The organism is Pseudomonas triticifolii (genome assembly GCF_014358015.1).
In the GTDB taxonomy this organism is placed as follows: domain Bacteria; phylum Pseudomonadota; class Gammaproteobacteria; order Pseudomonadales; family Pseudomonadaceae; genus Aquipseudomonas; species Aquipseudomonas triticifolii.
This window is the reverse complement of sequence record NZ_JACONV010000002.1, coordinates 291,668-307,781: the sequence shown is the minus strand read 5'-3', so window position 1 is coordinate 307,781 and position 16,114 is coordinate 291,668. Positions and strand designations below refer to the sequence as shown.

At 58.9% G+C, this 16,114-nt stretch carries 17 protein-coding genes; 16 read left to right on the top strand and 1 reads right to left on the bottom strand.

The window, feature by feature from the left end:
- The first annotated feature begins 10 nt into the window (after positions 1 to 10).
- The 16 genes from hscB (at position 11) to H8S56_RS06025 (ending at position 14,881) form a co-directional block, all read left to right on the top strand.
- On the top strand, positions 11 to 532 hold the full coding sequence (gene hscB, locus H8S56_RS06100; RefSeq protein WP_073163646.1) for a co-chaperone HscB: 522 nt from the start codon (positions 11 to 13) through the stop codon (positions 530 to 532).
- Positions 533 to 577: 45 nt separating this feature from the next.
- Positions 578 to 2,440 (top strand): Fe-S protein assembly chaperone HscA, encoded by a 1,863-nt coding sequence (gene hscA, locus H8S56_RS06095; protein ID WP_187518132.1) that lies wholly within the window; start codon positions 578 to 580, stop codon positions 2,438 to 2,440.
- Between the two features lie 3 nt (positions 2,441 to 2,443).
- A complete protein-coding gene (gene fdx, locus H8S56_RS06090) occupies positions 2,444 to 2,785 on the top strand; it encodes an ISC system 2Fe-2S type ferredoxin (RefSeq protein WP_024687092.1) in 342 nt (113 codons plus the stop codon).
- A gap of 14 nt (positions 2,786 to 2,799) precedes the next feature.
- Positions 2,800 to 3,000 (top strand): Fe-S cluster assembly protein IscX, encoded by a 201-nt coding sequence (gene iscX, locus H8S56_RS06085; protein ID WP_187518131.1) that lies wholly within the window; start codon positions 2,800 to 2,802, stop codon positions 2,998 to 3,000.
- A gap of 96 nt (positions 3,001 to 3,096) precedes the next feature.
- Positions 3,097 to 3,522 (top strand): nucleoside-diphosphate kinase, encoded by a 426-nt coding sequence (ndk, locus tag H8S56_RS06080; protein ID WP_007916882.1) that lies wholly within the window; start codon positions 3,097 to 3,099, stop codon positions 3,520 to 3,522.
- A 31-nt stretch (positions 3,523 to 3,553) separates the two neighbouring features.
- Positions 3,554 to 4,702, top strand: coding sequence for a 23S rRNA (adenine(2503)-C(2))-methyltransferase RlmN (gene rlmN / locus H8S56_RS06075; RefSeq protein WP_024687090.1), 1,149 nt, complete (start codon positions 3,554 to 3,556; stop codon positions 4,700 to 4,702).
- Positions 4,703 to 4,727: 25 nt separating this feature from the next.
- Positions 4,728 to 5,486, top strand: coding sequence for a type IV pilus biogenesis/stability protein PilW (pilW, locus tag H8S56_RS06070; RefSeq protein WP_024687089.1), 759 nt, complete (start codon positions 4,728 to 4,730; stop codon positions 5,484 to 5,486).
- Entirely contained in the window at positions 5,486 to 6,487 is a 1,002-nt protein-coding gene (locus H8S56_RS06065) for a RodZ domain-containing protein (protein ID WP_024687088.1), read from the top strand. The genes pilW and H8S56_RS06065 overlap by 1 nt, the downstream gene beginning before the upstream one ends.
- A gap of 3 nt (positions 6,488 to 6,490) precedes the next feature.
- Positions 6,491 to 7,600: a flavodoxin-dependent (E)-4-hydroxy-3-methylbut-2-enyl-diphosphate synthase gene (ispG, locus tag H8S56_RS06060; protein ID WP_024687087.1), complete on the top strand. Its 1,110-nt coding sequence runs from the start codon at positions 6,491 to 6,493 to the stop codon at positions 7,598 to 7,600.
- Positions 7,601 to 7,622: 22 nt separating this feature from the next.
- Entirely contained in the window at positions 7,623 to 8,912 is a 1,290-nt protein-coding gene (gene hisS / locus H8S56_RS06055; RefSeq protein ID WP_024687086.1) for a histidine--tRNA ligase, read from the top strand.
- Positions 8,913 to 8,951: 39 nt separating this feature from the next.
- Positions 8,952 to 9,593, top strand: coding sequence for a tetratricopeptide repeat protein (locus tag H8S56_RS06050; RefSeq protein ID WP_024687085.1), 642 nt, complete (start codon positions 8,952 to 8,954; stop codon positions 9,591 to 9,593).
- Positions 9,586 to 10,737 carry an outer membrane protein assembly factor BamB gene (gene bamB / locus H8S56_RS06045; protein ID WP_024687084.1) on the top strand — a complete coding sequence of 384 codons (1,152 nt, stop codon included), beginning with the start codon at positions 9,586 to 9,588 and terminating at the stop codon, positions 10,735 to 10,737. Before H8S56_RS06050 ends, bamB begins: the two co-directional genes overlap by 8 nt.
- 140 nt (positions 10,738 to 10,877) lie before the next feature.
- Entirely contained in the window at positions 10,878 to 12,347 is a 1,470-nt protein-coding gene (gene der, locus H8S56_RS06040; RefSeq protein WP_004878760.1) for a ribosome biogenesis GTPase Der, read from the top strand.
- Positions 12,348 to 12,467: 120 nt separating this feature from the next.
- Entirely contained in the window at positions 12,468 to 13,616 is a 1,149-nt protein-coding gene (locus tag H8S56_RS06035; protein ID WP_187518130.1) for a pyridoxal phosphate-dependent aminotransferase, read from the top strand.
- Positions 13,604 to 14,395 (top strand): amidohydrolase, encoded by a 792-nt coding sequence (locus H8S56_RS06030; protein WP_187518129.1) that lies wholly within the window; start codon positions 13,604 to 13,606, stop codon positions 14,393 to 14,395. The genes H8S56_RS06035 and H8S56_RS06030 overlap by 13 nt, the downstream gene beginning before the upstream one ends.
- Positions 14,396 to 14,452: 57 nt before the next feature.
- Entirely contained in the window at positions 14,453 to 14,881 is a 429-nt protein-coding gene (locus tag H8S56_RS06025) for a hypothetical protein (protein WP_187518128.1), read from the top strand.
- 102 nt (positions 14,882 to 14,983) lie between these two features.
- Here the strand turns inward: H8S56_RS06025 and H8S56_RS06020 are convergent, their stop codons facing one another.
- Positions 14,984 to 15,853 (bottom strand): isocitrate lyase/PEP mutase family protein, encoded by an 870-nt coding sequence (locus tag H8S56_RS06020; RefSeq protein WP_024687080.1) that lies wholly within the window; start codon positions 15,851 to 15,853, stop codon positions 14,984 to 14,986.
- Positions 15,854 to 16,114 lie beyond the last annotated feature (261 nt).

Genomic DNA, 16,114 nt, shown 5'->3' with positions numbered 1-16,114 from the left:
GGCTTTTATCGTGGGTACTCCCTGTCACTTCGCCTTGTTCGAGCTCAAGCCCGATTTTGAGCTTGATCTCGATCATCTGGCGACGCGTTATCGCGAATTGGCGCGTGGCGTCCATCCCGACCGCTTTGCCGACGCTTCCGAGCGTGAGCAACGGACGGCGCTTGAGCGTTCCGCCAGCCTCAATGAAGCCTATCAGACCCTCAAGAGCCCGCCTAAACGGGCACGTTACCTGTTGGCCATGAATGGCAACGAGGTGCCTCTTGAGGTCACTGTGCACGATCCCGACTTTCTTCTGCAGCAGATGCAATGGCGCGAAGAACTTGAAGATCTGCAGGATGAAGCTGATCTTGCCGGAGTGGCAACGTTCAAGCGTCGTCTCAAGGTGGCTCAGGATGAACTGAACCAGAGCTTTGCTGCCTGTTGGAATGACGCTGCGCAGCGCGAGCACGCCGAAAGGCTGATGCGGCGCATGCAGTTTCTCGACAAGCTTTCTCACGAAGTGCGCCAGCTAGAAGAGCGCCTCGACGATTAACCCCGTGCTGCCTTGGCCGCACGCCAGTGATTATTCTGAAAACGCATGGCCTTACTGCAGATCGCCGAACCTGGCCTCAGTCCTCAACCGCATCAGCGCCGTCTGGCTGTGGGGATCGACTTGGGCACTACCAACTCTCTGGTTGCTGCAGTGCGCAGCGGCCTGTCCGAGCCTCTGGCTGACGCGCAAGGGGAGGTCATCCTGCCTTCTGCCGTTCGCTACCACGCTGAACGTGTCGAAGTCGGGCAATCGGCCAAAGCCGCCGCCTCGCAGGATCCGTTCAATACGGTGCTGTCGGTCAAGCGTCTCATGGGGCGTGGGCTGACTGACGTCAAGCAATTGGGTGAGCAGCTGCCTTACCGCTTCGTCGGTGGCGAATCGCACATGCCTTTCATCGAAACCGTCCAGGGGCCGAAAAGCCCGGTGGAAGTGTCGGCTGATATTCTCAAGGTATTGCGTCAGCGTGCTGAAGAGTCCTTGGGTGGCGAGCTGGTGGGAGCGGTCATCACCGTGCCGGCCTATTTCGATGACGCGCAGCGTCAGGCCACCAAGGACGCCGCCAGGCTGGCAGGTCTCAACGTGCTGCGTCTGCTCAACGAGCCGACTGCGGCTGCGGTCGCCTATGGCCTGGACCAGAAAGCCGAAGGCGTGGTTGCTATTTACGATCTGGGTGGCGGCACATTCGATATCTCGATCCTGCGTCTGACCGGCGGCGTGTTCGAAGTATTGGCTACGGGTGGCGACACCGCGCTGGGTGGCGATGATTTCGACCACGCGATTGCCAGCTGGATTGTCGCCGAGGCAGGTCTGTCTGCCGACCTGGCACCTTCTGCCCAGCGCAGCCTGTTGCAGGCAGCGTGCGCAGCCAAGGAAGCCCTGACGGATACCGATACTGTCGATGTCACGTACGGCGAGTGGCAGGGAGCGCTGACACGCGAAGTGTTCAACGCGATGGTCGAGCCAATGGTCGCCCGCAGCCTTAAAGCCTGTCGCCGTGCCGTACGTGATACCGGGATCGAGCTTGAAGAAGTCGAAGCGGTTGTCATGGTCGGCGGCTCGACTCGCGTGCCGCGTGTACGTGAAGCCGTCGCCGAGCTGTTCGGCCGTCAGCCGTTGACCGAAATTGACCCGGATCAAGTGGTGGCCATCGGGGCCGCGATCCAGGCCGATACCCTGGCTGGCAACAAACGGGACGGCGAAGAATTGCTGCTGCTCGATGTGATTCCGCTCTCGCTGGGGCTGGAAACCATGGGTGGGCTGATGGAGAAGGTCATTCCGCGCAACACCACGATTCCTGTGGCGCGCGGTCAGGACTTCACCACTTATAAAGATGGCCAGACGGCCATGATGATTCATGTGCTGCAAGGTGAACGCGAGCTGATCAGCGATTGCCGTTCGCTGGCGCGCTTCGAGCTGCGTGGCATTCCGCCGATGGTGGCGGGTGCGGCCAAGATCCGCGTCACCTTCCAGGTGGATGCCGACGGTCTGTTGAATGTTTCGGCGCGTGAGCTTGGCTCGGGCATCGAGGCGAGCATTCAGGTCAAGCCTTCTTACGGTCTGACCGATGGCGAAATCACCCGCATGCTCAAGGATTCCTTCGAGTATGCCGGTGATGACAAGGTCGCCCGCATGCTGCGTGAGCATCAGGTCGACGCCGAGCGCCTGCTTGAAGCGGTGCAGGGCGCGCTGGATGCCGATGGCGAGCGTCTTCTCGATGAGGAAGAGCGGCTGGTCATCAACCTGCAAATGGACGAATTACGTGAATTGATGCAAGGCACCGATGCTCATGCCATCGAGCAGCAGACCAAACGTCTGTCGCAAGTGACCGATGCATTTGCTGCCCGCCGCCTTGATTCGACGGTAAAAGCCGCGCTGGCCGGGCGCAATCTGAATGAAATTGAGGAATAACTGATGCCGCAGGTGATTTTTCTGCCCCACGCCGAGCATTGCCCGGACGGGCTGGTTGTAGAGGTTGAGCCCGGTACGTCTATCCTCGAGATTGCTCACGAGCACCACATCGAGATCGAAAGCGCCTGCGGCGGTGTCTGTGCCTGCACGACCTGCCACTGCGTCATTCGCGAAGGCTTCAACTCGCTGAACGAAGCCGACGAGCTGGAAGAAGACATGCTGGACAAAGCCTGGGGTCTTGAAGCTCAATCGCGTCTATCCTGTCAGGCGATTGTCGGCACTGAAGACCTGACCGTCGAAATACCAAAATACTCGCTCAACCACGCTGCCGAAGCGCCGCACTGATTCAAGGAACGCTCATGAGCCTCAAATGGGTCGATGTGCAGGAAATCGCTATTCAATTGGCCGATAAATACCCGGATACCAATCCGTTTTCATTGAATTTCGTCAAATTGCGCGATCTGGTCATGGCGCTTCCCGACTTCGAGGATGAGCGCGATCGTGGCGGGGAGAAAGTCCTCGAAGCGATCCAGACCGCCTGGGAAGACGAGGCGGATTGACGTTCAGTTACTTACGCAGTTAGGCAATACACCAGAACCCGCGTATAATTCGCGGGTTTAATTTTTCGCTTCAATCACTGTTTCTGGAGTTTCACCATGGCTGTTCAACGTACTTTCTCCATCATCAAGCCTGACGCCGTTGCAAAGAACGTAATCGGCGAGATCACCACTCGTTTTGAAAAAGCCGGTCTGCGCGTCGTTGCTTCCAAGCTGAAGCAGCTGTCCAAGGCTGAAGCTGAAGGTTTCTACGCTGAGCACAGCGCTCGTGGTTTCTTCGGTGACCTGGTTGCGTTCATGATTTCCGGTCCGGTTGTCGTTCAGGTTCTGGAAGGCGAAAACGCTATCGCTCTGAACCGTGAGCTGATGGGCGCTACCAACCCTAAAGAAGCTGCTGCCGGCACCATCCGTGCTGACTTCGCTGATTCCATCGATGCCAACGCTGTTCACGGTTCCGATTCCGAAGCAGCCGCTGCTCGCGAAATCTCGTACTTCTTCGCAGCTACCGAGGTAACCACTCGCTAAGTCTTGCGACTCACGAGTGAAGGGTGAATTCATGATTGCATCGACTGGTAAAACCAACCTGTTGGGTCTGACTCAACTGGAAATGGAAAAATTCTTCGACTCTATCGGGGAGAAGCGCTTCCGTGCCGGTCAGGTCATGAAGTGGATTCACCACTTTGGCGTCGATGATTTCGACGCCATGACGAACGTCAGCAAGGCCCTGCGCGAAAAGCTCAAGGCCTGCGCTGAAGTTCGCGGTCCTGAAGTCGTCAGCGAGGACATTTCGAGCGACGGCACCCGTAAATGGGTGGTGCGTGTCGAGTCCGGCAGCTGCGTCGAGACCGTCTATATTCCGCAGGGCAAGCGCGGCACACTGTGCGTGTCTTCCCAGGCGGGCTGTGCCCTGGATTGCAGTTTCTGCTCCACCGGCAAGCAAGGCTTCAACAGCAACCTCACCGCCGCCGAAGTCATCGGCCAGGTGTGGATTGCCAACAAATCCTTTGGCAGTGTCCCGGCAACCGTCGACCGTGCCATCACCAACGTGGTGATGATGGGCATGGGTGAGCCACTGCTGAACTTCGATAATGTCATTGCCGCCATGCATCTGATGATGGATGACCTGGGGTATGGCATTTCCAAACGTCGGGTGACACTGTCCACCTCAGGCGTGGTGCCGATGATCGATGAGCTGTCCAAGCACATCGATGTGTCGCTGGCCCTGTCGCTGCACGCGCCCAATGACGCGCTGCGCAACCAGTTGGTGCCGATCAACAAGAAATACCCGCTCAAGATGCTGCTCGAATCCTGCCGTCGCTACATGTCGAATCTGGGCGAAAAGCGTGTGCTCACCATCGAGTACACCATGCTCAAGGACATCAACGACAAGGTCGAGCATGCCGTCGAGATGATCGAGTTGCTCAAGGACACGCCCTGCAAGATCAACCTGATCCCGTTCAACCCGTTCCCGCACTCCGGGTACGAGCGTCCGAGCAACAATGCGATCCGTCGTTTTCAGGATCTGTTGCATCAGGCTGGCTACAACGTCACTGTGCGTACCACGCGCGGTGAAGACATCGATGCTGCATGCGGCCAGTTGGTCGGGCAGGTGATGGATCGCACGCGCCGTAGCGAGCGCTACATTGCCGTGCGTGAGTTGAGTGCCGAGGCCGATACAGCGCCAGGCGCAGCAACCCGAACCTGACCGCGACACCGCCAAGAGGGATCTCATGTCTGTACGCGCCTCATTGCTGCTCTGTGCTGTCATGCTGCTCGTGGGTTGCGTTTCGACAGGCAATATCAATCCGCTCTCGACCTCTCAGGGTCGTGAAGAGGCGCGCAAGGCTTACGTTCAGTTGGGTATCGGATACCTTCAGCAGGGTCAGACCGAACGTGCCAAGGTCCCTCTGAAGAAAGCCCTTGAGCTCGATGGTTCGGATGCGCAGGCCAACGCGGCGCTGGCACTGGTCTTTCAGGCCGAAATGGAGCCAGAGCTCGCCGAACAGTATTTTCGCAAGGCGATGTCCGCCAGTCGCGATGACACACGAATCGTCAATAATTTCGGTAGTTTCCTGTTCGAGCAGGGGCGTTACAAGGAAGCCTACGAGCGCTTCGAGCAGGCCGCGGCCGACAACCTCTACCCTGAGCGCTCACGGGTTTTCGAGAGCCTGGGCATGACATCGCTCAAGCTCGGCAACCGTGAGCAGGCCCGTGAGCAGTTCACCAAGGCCCTGCGCCTGGACCGTCAACAACCGCGCTCGCTGCTGGAAATGGCTGAGTTGTCTTACGAAGACGGGCAATATGTGCCGTCGCGTGATTATTACGACCGCTTTAATCAACTGAGTGAGCAAAATGCACGTAGTCTATTGCTAGGTGCGCGGTTGGCCAAAATTTATGACGACCGCAACAAGGCAGCCAGTTATGGTCTGCAATTAAAAAGACTCTATCCCGGTACGCCGGAATATCAGCAATACCTGTCGGAGCAATGATGAAAGCGGCGCATCCCGAAGTTGTAGCAACCACCCGCACGAATCCTGGGGAGACCCTGCGCCAGGTCCGCGAGAGCAGAAACTGGTCGCTGCCAGATGTGGCGTTGAGGATGAACCTGACTGTGGCCTCGCTCAGTCACCTGGAAAACGGGAACTTTGAAAAGCTGCCCGGGCATACTTTCGCCCGCGGCTATGTGCGCGCCTACGCGAAACTGCTGGAGCTTGACCAGGCCGCGCTGGTCGAGCAGTTCGACCAGTTCACCGGTACGGACGGCAAAGGCAGCCCGGTTCATGCATTGGGTCGTATCGAAGAGCCCGTTCGCCTGTCGCACAACATTCTGCGTATCGTGAGTCTATTGCTGCTAGTGGTGCTGGTAGGCGGTGGTTTCGTCTGGTGGCAGGATCAGGCCACCCTGCGCGGCAAGGATCAGTCCGGGCTCAACCTTGAACACGTAGAAGTCGAAAGCGCTGACGGCACGACCCAGATTCATCCGCTGGATGAGCCTGAGGACCAGGCCGTTGTCGAGAATCAGACCGCCGGTCAGACCACGTTGCCGTTGAATACCGGAACGCCGGCCAGTGAAACCCAGAACGCTACGCCTGTCGTTCCGGCTCCAACCGTCAACGCGCCTGCGCACACGCAGACGCCTGCAGCTACCGCAACACCTCCGGCGACCACGGCGCAGATGCCTTCTGTTGCGCCTGTCGTTCCGTCGATGCCGACCACACCCGCCGAACAGCCTGCGCCGATGGTGGCAGGTGCCGGTCAGGTCAATGTGCAGTTCACCGCAGATTGCTGGACCCAGGTGACGGACGGCAACGGCAAGGTGTTGGTCAGCGGTCTCAAGCGCAAGGGCGAAAGCCTGGACGTCAACGGCAAGCCGCCGCTGACCCTGCGTCTGGGTTTCGCACGCGGTGCGCAAGTCAGCTACAACGGTCAGCCTGTAGACGTGGCTCCTTTTACCAGCGGCGAAACTGCTCGCCTGAAACTAGGGCAATAAGTCATGCACGGCGAATCTCCGATCAAACGTCGCGAATCCAGAAAAATCTGGGTGGGCTCTGTTCCTGTCGGCGGCGATGCCCCGATTGCGGTGCAGAGCATGACCAACAGTGACACCAATGATGTGGCGGCCACGGTCGCCCAGATCAACCGGCTGGAAGCCGCGGGCGTCGACATCGTGCGCGTTTCCGTGCCGGACATGGACGCCGCCGAAGCGTTTGGCCGAATCAAGCAGCTGGTCAAGGTGCCGCTGGTTGCCGATATCCACTTCGACTACAAGATCGCCTTGCGCGTGGCTGAGCTGGGTGTGGACTGCCTGCGCATCAACCCTGGCAACATCGGTCGCGAGGACCGTGTGCGTGCCGTGGTCGATGCCGCACGTGACCGCGGTATTCCGATCCGCATCGGCGTCAACGCCGGCTCGCTGGAAAAAGACCTGCAAAAGAAGTACGGCGAGCCTACGCCCGCCGCGCTGGTCGAATCGGCACTGCGCCATGTCGAGCACCTGGAACGTCTGAATTTTCAGGATTTCAAGGTCAGTGTGAAGGCTTCGGACGTGTTCATGGCTGTGGAAGCCTACCGTCTGCTGGCCAAACAGATCGTCCAGCCGTTGCACCTTGGTATCACCGAGGCGGGCGGATTGCGTTCAGGCACAGTGAAATCGGCCGTCGGCCTAGGTATGCTGCTCGCCGAAGGAATTGGCGATACTATCCGCATCTCGCTGGCCGCTGATCCGGTCGAAGAGGTGAAGGTAGGTTACGACATCCTCAAATCGTTGCGCCTTCGTTCCCGTGGCATCAACTTCATCGCCTGCCCGAGCTGCTCGCGGCAGAACTTCGATGTGGTCAAGACCATGAACGAGCTGGAAGGTCGTCTCGAAGATTTGCTGGTGCCGCTGGATGTCGCCGTTATCGGTTGTGTGGTCAATGGTCCTGGCGAAGCCAAGGAGGCTCATGTCGGCCTCACCGGTGGCACGCCGAACCTGATCTACATCGACGGCAAGCCCGCACAGAAGCTGACCAACGATAATCTCGTGGACGAGCTTGAACGCTTGATTCGCGAGAAAGCGGCTCAAAAGGTCGAAGCTGACGCATCGGTCATCGTGCGCAGCTAACCCGTATTGCTAAGGATTTTTTGTGAGTAAGTCTCTGCAAGCCATTCGTGGCATGAACGACATCCTGCCCGAGCAGACGCCTCTGTGGCGCCACTTCGAGGGCACTGTTTCGCGTCTGCTGGATAACTACGGTTATCGGCAGATCCGCATGCCGATCGTCGAGTTCACCGACCTGTTCAAACGCTCCATCGGCGAAGTCACCGATATCGTCGAGAAAGAGATGTACACCTTTGCAGACCGCAACGGTGACTCTCTGACCCTGCGCCCTGAAGGGACTGCGGCATGCGTGCGTGCCGTGCTCGAGCACGGCATCACGGGCGGTGGTCAGGTGCAGAAGCTGTGGTACATCGGTCCGATGTTCCGCCACGAACGTCCGCAGAAAGGCCGTTATCGCCAGTTTCACCAGATTGGCGTGGAAGTCTTCAACCTCGATGGTCCGGACATCGACGCCGAGCTGATCGTCATGACCTGGCGCCTGTGGGGCATGCTGGGCATCCGTAACGCGGTCAAGCTTGAACTTAACAGCCTGGGCACGAGCGAAGCGCGAGCGCGTTACCGCGACGCTCTGGTGGCGTTTCTGTCGGCCCGTCTCGATCAACTGGACGAGGACAGCCAGCGCCGCCTGAAAACCAACCCGCTGCGCGTGCTCGACACCAAGCATCCCGAAACTCAGGCGGTGCTGGTGGATGCGCCGAAGCTGGCTGATTATCTGGACGAAGAATCCCGCGTGCACTTCGAGGGCCTGAAAGCCCGTCTGGACGCTGCCGGTATTCCGTATGTGATCAACCCCAAGCTGGTGCGCGGGCTGGATTACTACAGCAAGACCGTTTTCGAATGGGTCACCGATCAACTGGGTGCTCAGGGCACTGTCTGTGCGGGCGGTCGTTACGACGGTCTGGTCGAGCAGATGGGCGGCAAGCCGACTGCAGGTGTCGGTTTTGCGATGGGTATCGAGCGTCTGGTGCTGCTGTTGGAAACCCTTGAGCAGATCCCCGAAGAGATTTCCCGTCAGGTGGATGTGTACCTCTGCGCGTTCGGCGAAGCGGCTGAACTTGCCGGGCTGACGCTGGCCGAGCAATTGCGTGACCGCATGCCGAACCTTCGTCTGCAGGTCAACGCCGGAGCCGGCAGCTTCAAGAGCCAGTTCAAGAAGGCCGACAAGAGTGGCGCGCTGTATGCTCTGATCCTCGGCGAAGAAGAGCTCGCCCAGAAGATCATTGGTGTCAAACCCCTGCGTGGTCAGGGTGAACAACAAAATATTGCCTGGGATGCTCTGTCCGAGCACCTGGCCTCCTGCATCGTGCAGGGTTGAAGCTGATTAACAGCCGTTTTAGCGAATAGGAGTATTGGGGTGTCGAGTTCCGAAGATGATGAGCTGGCAGTAATGAAGGACTGGTGGCAGCGCAACGGCAAACCCCTGGTAACAGGTGGTTTGCTGGCGTTGGTCGTAGTTCTTGGCTGGCAGTTCTGGCACAGGTATCAGGCCAATCAGTCGCAAGGCGCCTCGATGCTCTATCAGCAGTTGCTCGAAACCGCACTGACGCCCAGCGGCCAGGCAGACACCACACGTGTCGCCGAAATATCCGGCAAGCTGAAAAGCGAATACGGCGGCACGACTTACGCGCAGTTCGGCAGTCTTTTCGTCGCCAAAGTGGCCGTGGATGCCGGTAAACTTGACGACGCGGCCGCAGAGCTCAAAGCGGTTGCCGACAAGCCTGCCAACGACACGCTGGGTGAAATTGCCCGCCAGCGTCTGGCTCGCGTGCTGGCTGCACAAAACAAGGCGGATGACGCGCTGAAACTGCTGGCAGGCGATGCGGATAAATCGTTCCTGGCCAGCCGTGAAGAACTCAAGGGTGACCTGCTGGTACAGCTGGGTCGTACCGACGAGGCACATGCTGCATACCAAAAGGCCAAATCTGCTCTGTCCGAAGACGCAGCGGTGGGCGGCCTGCAAATGAAGCTCGACGATCTGGCGAAAGGGGATGCGTGACGTGATTCGTTGGAAACATGCAGCATTGCTGGCTCTGGCCATTCTGGCCGCGGGTTGCAGCAGCAATAGCAAGAAGGAATTGCCGCCAGCCGAGCTGACCGATTTCAAGGAAGAAGTGGTCCTGCAGAAGCAGTGGAGCCGCTCCATCGGTGACGGCCAGGGCAAGACTTACAACATGCTGGTTCCGGCCATCGATGGCGATCGCATCTATGCGGCCGACGTCACGGGCGAAATCGTATCGCTGGACCGCCTGACCGGCGACGTGATCTGGAAGAAGGATCTCGATCTTCCGGTGTCCGGCGCGGTTGGTGTGGGTTACGGCCTGGTGATGATCGGCACCCTCAAGGGTGAAGTGGTCGCCATGGACGCAACCACCGGTGAAGAAAAATGGCGCGCTCGCGTCACCAGTGAAGTGCTGGCTCCGCCTGCTACCAACGGCAGCGTTGTCGTGGTTCAGACTCAGGATGATCGCGTGGTCGGCTTCGATGCCTCCACCGGTTCCCAGCTTTGGATCTACGAAAGCACGCCGGCCGTACTGACCCTGCGTGGTACAGGCGCACCGCTGGCGACCAATCGCCTTGCGGTAGCAGGTCTGTCCACTGGCAAGGTGGTCGCGCTGGACATCACCAACGGCGTGCCGATCTGGGAGCAGCGCGTAGCGGTGCCGCAAGGTCGCTCGGAGCTGGATCGTGTGGTTGATATCGACGGCGGCCTGTTGCTGTCCGGCGGTACACTGTACGTCGCGACTTATCAGGGCCGTGTTGCGGGTCTGGAACTGGAAAGCGGTCGTGTTCTCTGGCAGCGTGATGCGTCGAGCTACTCGGGTGTTGCCCAGGGCTTCGGCAGCGTCTACGCGACGCTGGCCTCCGGTACGGTCGAAGGTATCGACGAGCGTTCTTCCTCCGCCTTGTGGAGCAACGAATCTCTGGCCCGTCGCCAGTTGGGCGCGCCGGAAGTGTTTTCCAGCTACATCGCAGTCGGCGATATGGAAGGCTATCTTCACCTGTTGAGCCAGGTGGATGGTCGTTTCGTGGGGCGTCAGCGCATCGACAGCGATGGGCTGCGTGCCCGTCCGCTGGTGGTTGGAGACATGATTTACGTGTATGGCAACAGCGGCAAACTGGAAGCCCTGACCATCAAGTAATGCGTGAACATGCTGGAGGCCCAAGGCCTCTGGCGACCTTGCTCAGGCAAGGCTGCAGTGCCCTCGGGCACTGCCCCGAACTCCGGCCGCTGCCCTGCAGCGGCTTTTGTATTTTCTGAAATAACGAAGTGGAGAGCCGCATGGTTCCCGTAATCGCCCTGGTGGGTCGACCGAACGTCGGCAAGTCCACCATGTTCAACCGCCTGACCAGGACCCGCGACGCCATTGTCGGCGATCTGTCCGGTCTTACCCGTGATCGCCAATACGGAGAGGCGAAGTGGCAGGGGCGCTCCTACATTTTGATCGACACCGGCGGTATTTCCGGTGACGAGCATGGCATGGACGAAAAGATGGCCGAGCAGTCGCTGCTGGCCATCGAAGAAGCCGATGTGGTGCTGTTTCTTGTAGACGCCCGAGCAGGCTATACCGCTGCCGATCAGATGATTGGCGAGCACCTGCGCAAACGTAACAAGCGTTCCTATGTAGTCGCCAACAAGATCGACAACATCGACGAAAACCTGGCCCGTGCCGAGTTCAGTCCGATGGGTCTGGGTGATGCCATTCCGGTAGCCGGCGCTCATGGTCGCGGTATCTCGCAGATGCTGGAAATCGCCCTGCGCGAATTCCCGCGCGACGAGGACGACCAGGAAGACGCTGAAGTCGAAGAGGTCGCCGAAGGTCAGGAAGCCAAGCGCATTCCAGGCCCCAGCGAAAAGGACGGCATCAAGATCGCGATCATCGGTCGCCCCAACGTCGGCAAATCGACGCTGGTCAACCGCATGCTGGGTGAAGATCGGGTCATCGTTTATGACGAGCCGGGCACTACGCGTGACAGTATCTACATTCCCTTCGAGCGTAACGAAGAGAAGTACACGCTGATCGATACCGCCGGTGTGCGCAAGCGCGGCAAGATTCACGAGGAAGTTGAAAAGTTCTCCGTGGTCAAGACGCTGCAGGCCATCAAAGACGCCAACGTCGTGATCTTCGTGATGGATGCCCGCGAAGGTGTGGTCGATCACGACCTCAACCTGCTGGGCTTTGCCCTTGAAGCGGGTCGTGCGCTGGTTATCGCGCTGAACAAGTGGGACGGCATGACGCCGGGCGAACGTGACTACGTGAAGGTCGAGCTGGAGCGTCGTCTGTTCTTCGTCGACTTCGCTGACATTCACTTCATCTCGGCCCTGCACGGCACGGGCGTAGGTAACCTGTATCAGTCGGTACAGAACTCGTTCAAGTCGGCCGTCACTCGCTGGCCGACCAGCCGCCTGACCCAGATTCTCGAAGACGCCGTCAGCGAGCACGCACCGCCGATGGTCGGCAGCCGCCGCATCAAGCTGCGCTACGCTCACCTGGGTGGTGCCAACCCGCCGTTGATCGTTATTCACGGTAACCAGGTCGAGAAGGTCCCCAAGTCCTACGTCCGTTACCTGGAAAACACCTATCGCCGTGTGCTCAAGCTGGTCGGTACGCCGATCCGTATCGAGTTCAAGGGCGGCGAGAACCCGTACGAAGGCAACAAGAACACGCTCACTGACCGCCAGGTCAACAAGAAGCGTCGGATGATGTCGCACCACAAGAAAGCCGACAAGAAGCGCCGCGACAAGCGCTGAATCGTCTGTAGGAAATGTACGAAAAAGGCACCTCTGGTGCCTTTTTTTATGCGCGCTCCATGGGCTATCCTGCCTGACCCGTGCCGCCGTGGTGCCGGGGGATTGCAGGGAAAGGGCTCCATGATCGACAGCAAGCTGCCTAATGTGGGCACCACCATCTTCACCGTCATGTCACAACTGGCTGCCGAAACCGGCGCTATCAACTTGTCGCAGGGCTTTCCCGATTTCGATGGGCCGCAGGCACTGCGTGATGCGGTGTGCCGTCATGTCATGCAGGGCCATAACCAGTATTCACCGATGACCGGCCTGCCCGCGCTTCGTCAGCAGGTTGCGGCCAAGATCGCCCGCAGCTACGGGCGGAACGTCAACCCGGACACTGAAATCACCATCACACCGGGTGCCACGCAAGGTATTTTCTGTGCCGTTCAGACGGTCATTCGTCCTGGTGACGAAGTCATCATTTTCGATCCCTGCTACGACAGCTACGAGCCTGCGGTCGAGCTGGCTGGCGGTCGCTGTGTGCATGTGCAACTGGGGCTGGATGATTTCTCGATCGACTGGCAGAAACTCAGCGACGCACTGAGCCCGCGTACGCGCATGATCGTCATCAACAGCCCGCACAACCCGAGCGGCGCGTTGATCAGTCGCGCTGAACTTGACCGACTGGCGGCGTTGATTGCCGAGCGTGATATCTATCTGCTCAGCGACGAGGTGTACGAGCATCTGGTGTTCGACGGCCAGCGTCATGTCAGTGTGCTGGATCATGAAGAACTGTATCAGCGTGCATTCGTCGTCAGCTCGTTCGGCAAGACCTATCACGTGACAGGCTGGAAAACCGGTTACGTGGTCGCGCCGCCTGCGTTGACCGCCGAGATGCGCAAGGTGCATCAGTATGTGAGCTTCTGCGGGGTGACGCCGCTGCAGTTCGCGCTGGCAGACTTCATGGCTGAACACCCGGAGCACGTCGATGAGTTACCTGCGTTCTATCAGGCCAAACGTGATTATTTCTGCAATCAACTGAAGCCTTCACGTTTCAGTTTCGAGCCGGTCGGCGGGACCTACTTCCAGTTAGTGGACTACTCGCAGATTCGTCCGGACCTCAACGATGTCGACATGGCGTTGTGGATGACCCGCGAACATGGCGTGGCCAGCATTCCGATCTCTGTGTTTTACCAGAGTCCGCCTGACGGTCAGCGCCTGATTCGGCTGTGCTTCGCCAAGCAAGAGGAGACGCTGCGTCTGGCGGCGGAAAAACTATGCGCGATATGAGCGGATTGCCGAATCTTAACCTCGCTCTGATCCAGACCACGCTGGCCTGGCATGACCGGGATGCCAATCTGGAACATTTCGAGTCGCTGCTCGACCAGGCGCAGGGTGCCGATCTGGTGATTTTGCCGGAGATGTTCACCACTGGCTTCTCGATGGAGTCAGAAGCGCTCGCCGAGCCGGAGGCAGGCCCTACGTCCGACTGGCTGCTGGCGCAAGCCAGACGGATCGATGCGGTCATTACGGGCAGCGTAATTATTCGCGCTGCCGATGGCAGCCACCGCAACCGCCTGCTGTGGGCGCGTCCTGATGGCGAGTTGCTGCATTACGACAAGCGCCACCTGTTTCGTATGGCAGGCGAGCATGAGCACTACACGCCAGGCGAGCGCCAAGTGATGGTCGAGCTCAAGGGCTGGCGTATTCGGCCGCTGATCTGCTACGACTTGCGCTTTCCGGTCTGGAGCCGCGACGCTCAGGACACCGATCTGCTGCTCTACACCGCCAACTGGCCGGGTGCCCGACGTCTGCACTGGAACCGGCTGCTGCCCGCCAGAGCCATCGAGAACCTGTGCTACGTGGCGGCGGTCAATCGGGTCGGAACCGATGGCAAAGGCTTCGCTTATACCGGCGATAGCCAGGTACTGGACTTCCAGGGCGAGACGTTGCTCGGTATCGGCGAGGCGGATGGTGTGTTTAAGGCAACCTTGAATGCCGCTGATCTTCAGGCGTATCGAACGCGCTTTCCGGCTGGACTGGACGCTGATTCATTTTTTATTCAATAAATGCTTCAGAATGTTTCAAGATGGTCGATAGCGTTCGCAGACCCTCCGGAGAACGTCATGACTACGATCAATACGTCCACACTCAATGCTTACTCAAGTTCGTTGTCTGTAACGGTTAAAAACCAGGAAGCACAAGCAGCCACTGCGGCTGTCACGGATGACAAGAAGACGACTGAAGCAGATCTGACCGGTGCGAAGGCGACCGGCGCGGCCCAAGGCGGCGGCAGTGCAGGAGGTTCAAGCTCGTCCGCGCTTGACTCGACCATCGAGAAGATCAAGGAGCAGATCAAGCAGACTCAGAAGCAACTGGCCCAGCAGCAGTCGCAACTGGCTGCCGCACAGAGCGGCAAGGGCACGCCGGAAGAGAAGGCTCAGAAGGCCTTGTCGATCCTGTCTCAAATCATGGCGACCAGCGCCACGTTGCAAACCCTTCAAGGTTCGCTGCTGCAGTTGCAGACTCAGGGCGGTGTGAATACTACGGCCTGAAGCGGTTCACGGATGTTCGTGAAACAGGCTGAATGAAAAAGCCTCCCTTTCTGACCGAGAGGGAGGCTTTTTCGCTTCAGCGCTACAGCACTGACGTCATGCTTACTCGTTGACGTTCATGAACTTCTTCGCCCACTCCACGTAGTCTTCAGGCTGGGTGTAGGTGTGGGTCAGTTCGGTTGCGCTCATGTTCGAGGTGCTGCCCAGAATCTGGCGCTGCTCGCGCAGGCAGTCGTAGGTGGCCTTGATCGCTGCAAAGTAGGCGGCATGGCCATCGACGCAGATCCGCACGCCCATCTCGGCCAGACGGTCATTGTCGTGCAGCTCAGGGTTGCCGTACGTCACCAGCATCAGCGGCACGGTCAGGCCTTCGGAAATCTGTGCCAGGTGGTCAAAGTCACGGATGCCGACGATGGTGATGCCGTCGGCGCCAGCGCTCTGGTACTGCTGCACGCGGCTGATGGCTTCCTGAAGCGGAATGATCGCCGCGTTGGTGCGGGCGAAGATCGACATTTCCGGATCGACCCGGGCTTCCAGCGCAGCGCGAATCTTGCCGACGCCTTCTGCCGTGGAGATCAGGTCCGTCGATTTGCGGCCAAACTGCGCGGGCAGCAGGGTGTCTTCAATGGTGAGGGCCGATATGCCTGCGCGTTCCAGTTCAGTCACCGTGCGCATGACGTTAAGGGCGTTGCCGTAACCATGGTCTGCGTCTGCGATGACAGGAAGCTGGGCGACACGGCCGATACGCGTGGCCTGTTCGACGAATTCGCTGAGGGTGATCAGTGCAAAGTCAGGCGCTGCCAGTACCTGCAGCGAGGCGACCGAGCCGCCGAGGATGCCGACTTCAAAGCCCAGATCGGCTGCGATGCGCGCCGACATGGGGTCGAATACCGAGGCAGTGTGATAGCAGGATGTTGACGAGGTCAGCTCGCGAAAGCTGCGGCGCAGGTCTTGATGGGAAGCCTTGGGCATAATCGCTCCAAATGTGATTGGATCAGCTTGGCGTTAACGACGCCAATGCTGTTTTCAATGCACGGAAGGTCTGCCCGTGCATTTTCTTCGTCCGGGAAACAATGCAGTAGTCGTCTTGGTTTTTATAGGAAAGGTGGAGCGGGCAGGTCAATTCAGACGGGCATCTTCAGCTTATGAGTTGCTGTTCGATTCAAGTCAGTCTGAGGTAAAGGCAGCATGCTACCACAGCATAAATATAAAAGAGTATGCCGAAACGGACAG